At 49.9% G+C, this 13,322-nt stretch carries 7 protein-coding genes; 6 read left to right on the top strand and 1 reads right to left on the bottom strand.

What is annotated here, in order from left to right:
* From AC23NW_RS09710 to AC23NW_RS09725, 4 genes are read left to right on the top strand one after another with little or no spacing between them, the layout of a single operon-like run.
* Positions 1 to 1,965, top strand: a complete 1,965-nt coding sequence (locus AC23NW_RS09710) for a glycosyltransferase (protein ID WP_487449151.1) — start codon at positions 1 to 3, stop codon at positions 1,963 to 1,965.
* 1 nt (position 1,966) lies between these two features.
* Positions 1,967 to 2,914: a T9SS type B sorting domain-containing protein gene (locus AC23NW_RS09715; RefSeq protein ID WP_487449153.1), complete on the top strand. Its 948-nt coding sequence runs from the start codon at positions 1,967 to 1,969 to the stop codon at positions 2,912 to 2,914.
* A gap of 2 nt (positions 2,915 to 2,916) precedes the next feature.
* Positions 2,917 to 3,702: a glycosyltransferase family 2 protein gene (locus AC23NW_RS09720; protein WP_487449154.1), complete on the top strand. Its 786-nt coding sequence runs from the start codon at positions 2,917 to 2,919 to the stop codon at positions 3,700 to 3,702.
* 6 nt (positions 3,703 to 3,708) lie between these two features.
* The gene (locus tag AC23NW_RS09725) at positions 3,709 to 4,470 is read left to right on the top strand and encodes a glycosyltransferase family 2 protein (protein ID WP_487449157.1); all 762 of its coding nucleotides are present in this window, start codon (positions 3,709 to 3,711) and stop codon (positions 4,468 to 4,470) included.
* A 150-nt stretch (positions 4,471 to 4,620) separates the two neighbouring features.
* On the opposite strand, the gene AC23NW_RS09730 is transcribed toward AC23NW_RS09725, so the two are convergent.
* The gene (locus tag AC23NW_RS09730; protein WP_487449159.1) at positions 4,621 to 8,127 is read right to left on the bottom strand and encodes a carbohydrate-binding protein; all 3,507 of its coding nucleotides are present in this window, start codon (positions 8,125 to 8,127) and stop codon (positions 4,621 to 4,623) included.
* 187 nt (positions 8,128 to 8,314) lie between these two features.
* On the opposite strand from AC23NW_RS09730, the gene AC23NW_RS09735 reads away from it, so the two are divergent.
* Positions 8,315 to 9,520 carry a glycosyltransferase family 2 protein gene (locus AC23NW_RS09735; RefSeq protein ID WP_487449161.1) on the top strand — a complete coding sequence of 402 codons (1,206 nt, stop codon included), beginning with the start codon at positions 8,315 to 8,317 and terminating at the stop codon, positions 9,518 to 9,520.
* A 132-nt stretch (positions 9,521 to 9,652) separates the two neighbouring features.
* Positions 9,653 to 13,276, top strand: coding sequence for a DNA polymerase III subunit alpha (gene dnaE, locus AC23NW_RS09740; RefSeq protein WP_487449163.1), 3,624 nt, complete (start codon positions 9,653 to 9,655; stop codon positions 13,274 to 13,276).
* Positions 13,277 to 13,322: the final 46 nt, after the last annotated feature.

A 13,322-nucleotide genomic window follows, 5' to 3' on the forward strand; every position in this document is an offset into this window, starting at 1 on the left:
ATGAAAACGAAGCATCGTTTTGAGGTTCTCGACATTTTCAGGGGCATCTTTGCGTCGATGGTGGTCTTGTTTCACCTGTCGCCTTTTGCCGATACACCGCTGCTGAACAATCCGCTGGTTGACAACGGCGACATGTTTGTAGACTTTTTTTTCGTGCTGAGCGGCTTTGTTATTGCCTATAATTATGGTGAAATACGGTCGTCGGGCGAAGCAAAAAACTTTCTGTCAAAACGGCTCTGGCGGATTTATCCGCTGCACCTGATTATGCTGCTGGCGTTTCTGGTTGTAGAGCTTTCCAAAAACTCATTAGCGGCCTACATTCATGTTAATAATTCGGTGAAGAGTAATGATGTATCTTCATTTATCTCATCACTCCTGTTAATTAATTCAATTAAGCTGCCCGGCATTCAGGATGTAAGCTGGAATATCCCCAGCTGGTCGATCAGTGCCGAGATGGTAGCCTACATTGTATTTGCAGGTGTTCTGATGCTTATATATACGCTGAAGCTGCAAAAAGCCAAAGGGTTTATCTTTCTCGCAGTGGCCGGTCTGGCTGCGTTTAGTTTAATAAGCCTTACCGGAACCTACCGCTTGAATTATAGCTTTGATTATGGTTTTCTGCGCGGTATTGCCGGTTTCTTTTCCGGCGCCTTCAGTCTGATTATTTTTCAGATTACGTACGGGAATATACACAAGCTATCCCGCTATTTGTTTGATTTACTGGAACCGGTTATACTCGCTGTTATTCTCTACATGATTGTAAACGGGGAGCAGTTAAAAGAAACCGGACTGGTCTATGATCTGGTATTTGTCGCGGCGATTTATATCTTCTCCTTTGAAAAAGGGTTTGTATCGGCATTGCTGAAAAAGCCGGTTATTTTGTCGAAAGTCGGGATGTACAGCTACTCGATTTACATGACCCACACGCTTATTCTGAGCCTGTTTAATATTGTCTTTATCCGTATCCTGAAATTGCCGCCATCGGCGTATGTTTATTTAGTATTTTTGAATTACTACCTGATTTACAAAGTTTCAGAGTGGACCTATCACCATATTGAAATGACGTTTAAAGGACTACCCGACTGGCTCAGGAAGCACCTGTATCCGTATAATCCTGCCAATCTGCCGCAGGACCGGATCGAGGCCATACGCAAAAAAATAACGGAACAGCAGACCGGCCAGCCCGATGTATCGATTGTGGTGCCGGCTTACAACGAAGAGGCTAATCTGTTACATACGCTCTCGTCGCTGGCAAGTCAGCAAACGACGTATTCGGTTGAACTGCTGGTTGTCAATAACAACTCCGTTGACCGGACACAGGAGATTCTTGACCGCTGCGGCGTACGGTCTGTACTGGAAAAGCGCCCTGGCGTGGCCTATGCCCGTCAGGCGGGCCTGGAAGCAGCAAGGGGCCGGTTTATGGCTAACGCGGATGCAGACTGTATTTATCCCGCCGGTTGGGTGGAGGCCATGATCCGACCGCTCGAAAAGCCGGATGTTGCCTGTACGTACGGGCTTTATTCATTTCTGCCAAGCGGTCATTCATCGCGTCTGGCTTTGATGGCTTACGAAAAGGCGGCCCATCTGGTGAATGCCATCCGGAACCGCAACCGGGCATATCTGAATGTATACGGGTTTAATTTTGCCTTCCGCCGTGCCGATGCCCTGGCAGTGGGCGGCTTTGAGCTGAATTCCGGACGCGAAGGCTCGGTGGCCGAACTGATTGCCGGAGGGGAAGCACCGCCTGATTCGGGGCGATGTGAAGATGGCTTAATGGCTATGGCCCTGGAAGAACAAAAGAAAGGACGTATCCTGCGGATTGCCCGACCGGCTGTACGGGTCTGGACCAGTGACCGGCGGCTGGTTGCCGATGGCAGTCTGGCACAGGCATTTACGCGGCGGGTGCGCAAAAGTCTGCAGGAGATGGGTTTTTACCTGTCTTCGTCAAAAACGACCCCGTCCTGATATGAAGGCCCTGCGGCAGCCCGGCCTTTGTTGGATATGCCTGTTAATGAGCCGGTTGCTGTTTGCGCAATGCCCGTCAGGTAAAGGATTGATCGTTACACAGGAAACATTCGGGACAGGGCCGTCTGAACCGTTGCCGGCCGGACGGATACCGTTTACATACGTGACCGTTAAATGCCCGAACGATGGCCAGTATACCATTGCCCGGTCAGTCAGCGATACCTGTTATACCGCTACCTGGCATGGCGCGCCATCAGATCGTTCCGGAAACGGTAATATGCTGGTCGTGAATGCCCCTTATCCGGGCGAGTTTTACCGGCAAACCGTCAACGGGCTCTGTAACGGTACGACGTACGTCTATTCGTTCTGGATTGCTAACCTGAACATCATTGTGCCGCCGATGACCTGTGATATTCTGATTCCGCATAACCCGGATATAACCATCATTGCGCAACGGCCCGATGGGAGTCTGATTGATTCGGTCAGTACCGGCGTGATCGACCGGACCACCAGCCTGCAATGGCGGCAATTCGGTTTTTCGTTTACGATCCCCGGCGCAACCTCAGACAGCAGCTCGGTGGTTATCCGGCTGGTTGACAAAGAAAAAGGAGGATGCGGCAATGATTTTGTCATGGACGATCTGACCCTGACCCAGTGCAGCGACTGTTTTTTTTCGTCGGTGTTTGTGCCGGATGCTTTTACCCCGAACGGCGACGGTCTGAATGACGTGCTTGAGGTCTACAGCGGCAAAACCGGCACATTTCTGATGACTATTTATGACCGCTGGGGCAGTGTGGTATTTTCCTCACAAGAGCCACTCATGCGCTGGGACGGTACCTATAAAGGAGAACCCTGCGCAGAAGGGGCCTATACCTGGCTATTAACATACGAAGGCTTATCGGCGCAAAGCCGGTTTAAGCGCACAGGACGTGTACTACTATTACGTTGACTATGACTACCCCGACCTACAACTTTCCGGGTGTAACCCTGCTGATCACCCATTATAACCGTAGTTCATCGCTGGAACGGCTGCTGAAGGCGTTTGATGCCCTCAATTGCCGGTTTGATGCTATTGTGGTTTCGGATGACGGCAGTAAGCCCGAACACCTTGATGCTATCCGGCAACTGGCGCAGACCCATTCGTTCCGGCTGATAACAACCCCGCAAAACCGTGGCCTGGGCAACAACATCAATAAAGGACAGGATGCTGTTGAAACGCCGCTGACGTTGTATGTTCAGGAAGATTTTGTGCCGAAGCCGGCCTTTGTTTCCCATTTTACGGACGCCCTGGCGATCATGAATCAGGACCCGGCCTGGGACATTATCCGGTTTTATGCCTATTTCCCTTATCCGAAACTAAAGCCATTCGGCAAAGGCTTTTCAGAGATGATGTATAGTTTCTGGACACCCGATCACCTGAAGTTTTATTTTTACAGCGACCACCCGCACCTACGGCGGAGTAATTTCTTTTCGAAGTTCGGCCGGTATGCAGAGGGAATTAAATCCGACAAAACGGAATTTCAGATGTGCCTGTCGTTTCTGAAGCGAGGCGCTAAGGGGTTATTTTTCAATGACTTTACGGCGGTTTTTGATCAGGTGAATTCGTCTGACGAACCGAGTACGATCGGCCGGGCTGACTGGCGGCAAAATAAATCGCCCGTGTTCCTGGCGGTACGGCGGATGTACCTCGTTCTGCGGTTAATGAAAAATCAGATTGAACTGGCACGTACAAACTAATTCCATATGCCTCATTATTTTCCTTCTGTTACCCTGCTGATTACCCACTACAACCGAAGCCGTTCACTGGAGCGGTTGCTGGAATCGTTTCGGATGCTTGGGTTTGTGTTTGGCGAGATTGTGGTGTCAGACGATGCCAGTAAACCGGAACATCAGCAGGTGCTGGCCACCCTTCAGAACGTGTATAATTTCCGGCTGGTGACTACGCCGGTGAACAAAGGGCTGGCGAATAATCTGAATAAAGGGCAGGAAGCGGTGAAAACGCCGCTGACCTTGTATGTGCAGGAGGATTTTATTCCGAAGCCGGCTTTCATTGAGAAGTGTAAGGAAGCGGTTTCGATGATGGAAGCAGAGCCGGTCTGGGACTTTGTTCGTTTTTACGCGTATCTGCGCTATCCGTACCTGAAGCCTTACCGCGCCGGATTTTCGGAAATGCTTTATAAGCTCTGGTATACCGACTACCACAAGATTTACCTCTACAGCGATCATCCGCACCTGCGCCGGAGCAGTTTTAACGAGCGGTTTGGCAAGTATGCAGAAGGTATCAAGTCCGACAAAGCTGAGTATCTGATGTGTGTATCCGTACTACAGCACAAGCCCAAAGCCTTGTTTTATGAGGACTTCAAGGGGTTATTTGATCAGGTAAATTCATCTGACGAGCCAAGTACCGTAACACGCGATAACTGGCGTCAGCAGAGCCGGAACCCCTTTATTGCCGTTGCCCGCTATGTCTACCGGCAACTCAAATACAACTACGACCTACTATGATTATAATGATTGAAGGATTAAATGATTGGGCGATTAACCTAGAAAAGTGGTGGCACGACTTCGAGTCGTGCCACCATAAAAGCTACCAAAAGAAGGATATGCGTCAGCTAAAAAATCACGCCAATCATTGAATCACACAAATCATGTGTCCTAGTTTACTTTGATGACCTTCCGGAAAGCACGCTCATTACCACGTTTTACGTCGATCACATAGGCGCCCGGCGCTAACCGGCTGAGGTCAATACGCTCGTTGACGGCGTTGCCGGCCTGCGACACCTCAATCTGCCGGTGCAGCGTACCCGCCTGTGCATCGAACAGGACAATACTAACCGGCTGCAATGACGGATTAGGCAGACTCACCTGTACATAATCACTGGTCGGATTAGGAAAGACCTTTATCGTAGTTGCCAGCGTTTCAACTGCTTCCGGCGTAATGGCTACACGGGCGCCGGAAATCTCCAGGGCCTTTACAAATACCGGGGTTTCGGTGACGGTCAGTGTAAGAACGCCCTGATTCACGGCAACAGTGTCGATGTGCATAGCCGAAGCACCAGCCTGCGGCGTGAATATCAGAGCTTTGGCAATATTAGTATTGCCCAGATTCAGCGAATAATTGGCCGTACGGCCAACTTCATCCGGAACAACCAGGGCATAGATTGATTTACCGTTTTTTTCGTACCGGTCAACAATCGGGTCGGCATGCAGTGTTTGTTTATACTGATAGTCGCCAAGCAGGTTTTTAGTCTGTAACAGGAAGTCGGCGGCTGGTTTACGGCTCTGATCCGGATTAACGAGGCCAGATGAGCCAAACTGAATCGGATTGTTGATATTATCGTCGTAGAGTTGATAGAAAAATACCTTGTCGATACCGTTGCGTGCGTAAAACAGCGAGGTGCGCAGAATCCAGTCTGCCTGGGTTTGCAGAACCGATTTAGCGCCAATCGCAATGGCTTTCAGCGGGCTACCCTGATTAACGTCGTAGCCGGTTTCGGTAATCCAGACCGGCATGTCATTTAACTGGTCGTGAGCTGTTTGCAGAATCTGGCTGGCAACAAGGCCCGCAGATGATTTCTCAGGCGCTGCCCCGCGCGTGCTCTGCCCGCTCTGTGATGAATTGGCATTGTCGGGGTAAAGGTGATAATTGATAACATCCCAGCAGACATTAACGGAGCCGTCCGGCCGGTAGCCACGGTATTGGCGGCACCAGTCGATCATACCCCGCAGGTAATCGTCACCGGCATATACCGATGCCATCCCGCCAATAACCACCTGAACTGAGGGATCCGCATTTTTAACGCCAACACCGGCGCCCATTGTGTTTTTATGGCCATCGTAGAACGCCGATAGGTTCGCGGCATATTCGCGGGCAGTCTGGTAGCCTTTACGGCCTTTCCACCACTTATCACGCTCGTTATCGCATTCGATGTATTTAATCACGCCCAGGCCGATTTTAACCGTATTGATGCCATCACCGGTCCAGCGTTGTGAACTGTTAACATGCAGCAGGAATGGATCGACCGATGTATTACTACCGTAGCGGGCAATATACTGGAAGGCTACTTTGGCCTGTTCAAGATAGGAGAGGGGATCAGCAAAATCCTTGCCATAGCGTACCGGCACATTTTCCGTATCGCGATCCGAAGACGGATAGGTGTTCAGCATCCAGTTTGGCAGCGTTTTCAGGCAGGCCAGCACCTCGATACCATCCGCTTTGCAGCGCTCATAAATCACATCGTAATTCCAGCCACCGCTGTGGGTCGGGTTATAGGTATAGCCTCCCTCGGTAGATTCCAGCTTTTCCCAGTCCATGTAATGGCGGATACCCGCGAAGGTTTTTACCGCCTGCATTTTTGTTTCGTTGATAACGGTTGGGTTCTGTCCGTCCTCAAAGTCCCACTCAAATGCATTTACGCCAACCATGTCCTTAAATTTCGGTGATTTTCGAGGAACGGCGGTTGTTGTTGCCGTAGGCGGGGTATAACTGCCATACAGTTCAATTTCCGTCGGATAGCCCCACCACGCATTGATGACCAGATAACGGGCATTCGTGATCGGCACGTCCAGCATGAACTTAGCTTCGCCGGATAACTGCCGATCAGGATACGGACCGACCCAGCCATTGTATTCTTCGCCGGTAAAGGTCGCAATCGGGATACGCTGCCACTGATCGGTGATGACCGACAATGTCATTGGATTATCCTTCATAGAGCCCTCACCGTCAAAGAACTTTATCTTTTCGATGCGCATGGTTTCGCCGGGTTTCAGCGGGTAGTAAGCATCATAATTAGCCAGTACTTTCCCCCAGCCGGTATTTACCTGCGTTTGCGTATTTCCGTCGAATAACCCCTCCAGTCCATTACTGACGTTGTTCAACTGATACCAGCGTTTTGGGTCCACCGCGATTTTAACGGCCGTTGACGATGCCGGCGGGGTTGGTGGTGTAACGGTGCCGTTACTGCTGAAGCTGAGCCAGTTAAAGTTCCAGTCGCCAACCTGTGCATATACCCGTAATTTCTGACCACCGGCAGGTAGCGTAACGTTAGTGGTAAGGGTTGTCCAGCTTTGCCAGCCACCGGTTTGCGGTACAGCAAGGGTTGCCAGTACACTGTCAGCGGCATTTTTTACCTGAATCATACCACTCCCCCACGAGTTTGATACCCGGAACGAAGCGGTATAAGAACCGGCAGCAGGAACGTTTATGGCATAATCCAGCCAGTCGCCGTCGTTAATCCAGCCTACATTCAGTCCGCCGCCTTCATCGGATGTGGTTTCTGTCTGAATGCCGTACATGCCGGAATGGTTTTCTGCCTGAATCACCCCGGGGATGTTGGTGGCGGGGGTAAACGAAAACCAGTTAAAGTTAAAATCACCGTTGATGGCATGAATACGTAGCGTCTGATCGCCTTGTGCCAGCTTAATTGTCGTCCGGACACTGGTCCAGCCCTGCCAGCCGCCTGAAAGCGGGACCGACGTGCTTTGCAGTACAGTGCCGTTTTCGGAACGGACCTGAATAATGCCGTTTCCGTAGCCGTTGGCTGTCCGGAACGTAAGAGTATATAAGCCGCTCTGAGCTACAGACACATTGTAATCCATCCAGTCGCCGTCATTGATCCAGCCTACATTCAGTCCGCCGCCTTCATCGGAAGTCGCCTCAGTCTGAACGCCTTGCATGGTAACGTAACTTTCGGCTTCGATTTTGCCGGGAACAGGCTGCAGGTTTGTCAATGCAGCGGCCTGCTGACCGAATACCTGCACCTTCTGAGGAATGTTATTCGAGTACTTATGGATACAGATGGCATCGGCCAGAACAGGGGTTGGCAACTGCCAGTTGACCCAGCTCATGTAGCCGGGGCCGTCGAAACTACCCAGAAATATTTTTTCATTTCCGTTCAGCGCATAAATTAGTGCCGGCTTATCGGTGAAAATTCCCTCATAATCATACAGTGAAATACGGTTGATATAGGATTTGCCTGTAAGTTTGAGGGTAACATCAACGTATTTGAAGTTGTTCTCCCATGCATTCGGCACCAGGGTGTTCAGGTCATCGGTCAGCCATGAAGTATAATCCTGTCCGGTATTTTCACTTGCTGTTATTGAAGAAAAATAAATGCGTGGTGACGTCTGGGCATTTACTGTTATAATAGTTACAAGTGACAAAAAAGTGAGTATAAAATGCTTCATAATTCAATATTTATGAAATAAAATGTACAGGATTCGGCCAAAAGGGTAATTTTATACTGATTTTCTACTAATCAAAGAATGGTGCTATGATAGTTGACAGGGAGGGGCGTGACTAAACTTAGTGGTCTATATACGTTTATGAGCCTAAACATGGATTTGTAACATGACATTTGAAACTTTTTTTTCAATCATCGCCTTTCCTGTGGCTATCTACCTGATGGCCAATGTTTTATATTTATGTCTGTCGGCGGTTGCAGGCTGGTTCGGTGACAGCGATGATGTGCCTGTCCAGAAACAACCGGCGGTTTTCCGGAAAATCGTCGTGCTGATTCCGGCCTACAAGGAAGACAAGGTTATTCTGGACTCAGTGGCTGCTAACCTGAAGCAACAGTACCCTGCTGACCGCTTCGACCTGCTGGTGATTGCCGATTCGTTCAGGGCAGAGACAATACAAGCGCTGAGTAAAGAACCGGTTCGTGTACTGGAGGTAAGTTTCGAGCAGTCAACCGTGCAGAAATCGCTGAATGCAGCACTGGCTTCGCTCGGCGAAAATGAGTACGATATCGTCGTTATTTCGGACGCCGACAACCACATGGCACCTGATTTTCTCCACCGGATCAATCTGGCATTCGACGGTGGCTGGCGGGCCGTTCAGGGGCACCGCGTGGCAAAAAATACCAACACCAGCGTGGCCATTTTTGATGCGATGAATGAGGAAGTGAGTAACCACATTTACCGCATGGGGCAACGGGCTTTAGGGCTATCTGCCCAGTTAATCGGGTCAGGTATGGCATTTGAGCCAGCGGCCATGAAACGCGGAATGAGTCAGCTGAAAACAATGGGTGGCTATGACAAAGAGCTGGAAATCAGTTTGCTGGCTGAAGGTATTCATATTGGGTATCTGGATGATGCTTACATCTACGATGAAAAAGTGCAGAACCTGGAAGTCTTTGAACGCCAGCGTACCCGATGGATTGCTGCACAGGTGCATTTTGTGAAAACCTACTTCTCCCTCGGTATGCGTGAACTGTTCAAGGGAAATTACCACGCAGCCAACGCCGTTTTAAAATTTCTCATCATTCCCCGCACACTTTTACTGGCGTTACTGTTTACCAGTTGTCTCCTTGGTATTCTGACCGGTTTTAAACCGCTTTGGTCATGGACAGGCTGGATGCTGGGCGTATTAGTGTTTGCGATGGTTATCTCCATTCCCGGCTACCTGTGGAAGCAACTGTCTGTACGGGATCTGACCACGTTTCCAAAGCTGGTGTTCCGCATGATCCGTTCGTTGCTGAAGGTAAAAACAGCAGGGAAAAGTTTTCTGCACACCCCGCACGGTGAGACAAAACCGGACGCAACCGGACACTAAACATAAAATTCAGGAGGCTATCCGGATTAGAGTCAGCGGTTTAGCGCCGCGTACCAAAAAAGCGTTTCCGGTTGATGCCGGAACCTGTTAAATTTGGTATAGTTAATTACTATTGCCCAATCGTAGATTATTATGCAGTTTTCTCACCTTCACTGTCACACCCAATATTCCTTGCTCGACGGGCAGGCTGATATTAAGAAGCTGATCAAAAAAGCGAAAGCCGACAATATGCCGGCGGTAGCCATTACCGACCACGGTAATATGTTCGGCGTCTTTGAATTTGTGGCGGAAGCAGCCAAACAAGGTATCAAACCCATTGTAGGATGCGAGTTCTATGTGGTTGAGGATCACACCAAAAAGCAGTTTACGAAAGAGCAGAAAGACGTTCGCTATCACCAGCTGCTGCTGGCTAAGAATGCGACCGGCTATAAAAATCTGGTTAAACTCTGCTCCCTTGGTTACATGGAAGGGCTCTACGGAAAGTACCCCCGTATCACGAAGGAACTGATTGATAAATACAAGGAAGGGCTGATCGCTACAACCTGTTGCATTGGTGCCATTGTTCCGAAAACCATTCTGAAAAAAGGCGAAGAAGCCGCCGAAAAAGAGTTCAGATGGTGGCTCGACCGCTTTGGTGAAGACTATTACGTTGAGCTGCAGCGCCACGAAATTCCGGACCAGATTAAAGCAAATGAGATCCTCGTCAAATTCGCGGTAAAGTACAATGTGAAGATCATCGCATCGAACGACTCCCACTATGTTGACCGCGATGATTGGGTGGCACACGATATCCTGCTTTGTGTCAATACCAACGAAAAGATGAGTACCCCCTCTGAGAAGGAATTCAACGACGAGGAGGGGCCTAAAAAAGGGACACGCTTTGCGTTCTTCAGCGACCAGTTCTACTTTAAGAATACGCAGGAGATGAGTACCCTCTTCAGCGATATGCCACAGGCCATTGACAATACCAATGAGATCGTGGATAAGGTGGATACACTGAAGCTGAAACGGGATATTATGCTCCCTAACTTCCCGATTCCCAAAGAGTTTCAGGTTCATGAGGATGATGTGCTCAACCAATGGGAGTACCTGAAACACCTGACCTTTGAAGGGGCGCGCAAACGGTACGGCGAGATTGAATCACACGTGCAGGAACGCCTCGATTTCGAGCTGTTTACGATTAAGACGATGGGTTTTGCCGGATACTTTCTGATTGTATCCGACTTTATCCAGGCCGGCCGTGATCTGGGCGTAATGGTGGGACCAGGGCGTGGTTCGGCGGCCGGTTCGGCAGTGGCCTACTGCGTTGGCATTACGAACATCGACCCGATAAAGTACAATTTGCTGTTCGAGCGTTTCCTGAATCCGGATCGTAAATCAATGCCCGATATTGATACCGATTTCGACGACGAAGGCCGTCAGCGGGTGATTGATTATGTAGTGCAGAAGTATGGAAAACAGCAGGTTGCCCAGATTGTTACGTATGGTACAATGGCGGCCAAATCTGCCATTAAGGACGTGGCGCGGGTGATGGAGCTGCCGCTTTCCGATTCCAATGCCCTGGCAAAACTGGTGCCGGACAAGCCGACCTATAACATGAACCTGCGCCGGATTTTCGAAGATCCGATTGATGGTCCCGGTGGTCTGACTAACGTTGTGGCCCCCGAGGAAGTTGAGAATGTTAAGCGGATGCGGCAACTCGAACAGGGGGACGACCGCACGGTAAGGGAACTCAAACTGCTTTCGGACTCCGAAAAGATTTCACAGGTTTTGCGGCAGGCCCGTAAACTTGAGGGAACCGTCCGTAACACCGGCCTGCACGCGGCGGGAATTATCATTGCCCCCGATGACCTGTCAAATATTGTGCCGGTCTCAACCTCAAAAGATACTAACCTGATTATCACGCAGTACGAAGGGAAAGTCATTGAGGACGCGGGGGTAATCAAAATGGACTTTCTGGGGCTGCGGAACCTGACCATTATTAAGGAATGCCTCCGCCTGATCCGGCAGAACTACCATAAAGATATCGAGATTGATAACATTCCGCTCGATGACCCGGAACCGTATAAGCTTTTCCAGCGTGGAGAGACCAATGCGATCTTCCAGTTTGAATCCGACGGGATGAAGAAGTACATGAAGGACCTCAAGCCTGACCGATTTGAGGACCTGATTGCGATGAACGCTTTGTACCGTCCGGGCCCGCTGGCGTACATCCCGACATTTATTAACCGGAAGCATGGCCGTGAAGAGGTAAAATATGACCTTCCGGAAATGGAGGAGTACCTGGCTGAGACCTACGGTATTAACGTGTATCAGGAACAGGTAATGCTGCTCTCTCAGAAACTGGCCGGCTTTACGAAGGGTGATGCCGATGTGCTCCGGAAAGCGATGGGGAAAAAGCAGAAGGACATTATCGATAAGATGAAGGGCAAATTCATGGATGGTTGTGAAAAGAACGGCCTGAACCTGAAAGCCTGCGATAAGGTCTGGACCGACTGGGAAGCCTTCGCATCGTATGCCTTTAACAAGTCACACTCAACCTGTTATGCATTTGTTGCGTATCAGACGGCTTACCTGAAAACATACTATCAGGCCGAATACATGGCAGCCGTTCTGACCTCCTGTCTGGGGAACATTGAAAAGATTACGTTCTTCCTTGAAGAATGTAAAAATCTGGGCATCCCTGTATTGGGCCCTGATGTAAATGAATCGGAGCGGGTATTCGGGGTGAACGGCAAAGGTGAAATCCGGTTTGGTCTGGCTGGTATCAAAGGGGCGGGTGATGCCGCCGTTGAAGCCCTGATTGCCGAGCGGATGGAGAACGGAGAGTACAAAGACATTTTCGATTTCATTACCCGTGTCAACCTGCGGACGGTCAATAAGAAAACGCTCGAAGCCCTCGCCTATGCCGGAGCCTTCGACGCGCTGGATGAATACCACCGGGCACAGTATTTTGATATGCTGCCGACCGACACCAGTACCTTTCTGGAAAAGCTTATCAAGTACGCCAATAACTATCATGCCGATAAAGCCGCTGCGCAGAGTTCGCTGTTCGGTGCCATGATGGGAGGGGATGATATGATGATTGCCCGGCCGAAAGCACCGGTCGTGACAGAGTGGAACCAGATTGAAAAACTGAAATTTGAAAAAGATGTCGTTGGTTTCTATATAACCGGTCACCCGCTGGACGAATTCAAACTGGAGCTGGATGGCTTTTGTAACTGCACGACCGATCAGATATATGAAATTAAAACGCCCGAGATTAAGATCGGCGGGATTGTATCGTCAGTTATCAACAAGATTGCCCGAAACGGCAACCCGTTCCTGATTTTTAAGCTGGAAGATTACAACGGGTCGGTTGAAATGACACTGTTCGGTGAAGACTACGTAAAAATGGGGCAGTATATCGAAGTGGGCCGGTTCCTGCATATTACGGGAAAAACCCAGAACCGCTGGAACTCCGATCAGCTGGAATTCAAGCCGGCAAACATACGCTTGCTCTCTGAACTCCGCGACAAACTGTGCAAGGAAGTCCGGGTCTCGCTGTCCCTAGAAGCAGTTACGGCTCAATTGATCAGTGAGATCAATGCCTTGATTACAGCGCATCCCGGAAACTGCACCCTGTTACTGAACGTTACTGATCCCGACGAGCGGATGGAGGTGAGTATGCTTTCGCGGACGGTGAAGGTTGCCCCGAACAACTCCCTGCTCCGTGGCCTGGAGTCACTGGATGGTGTGGCGTGTAAAGTAGCCTAGATTCTGGTCCATAAAAAAAGGCCCGGACTAACAGTCCGGGCCTTTT

The organism is Arsenicibacter sp. R0_47 (genome assembly GCF_057652235.1).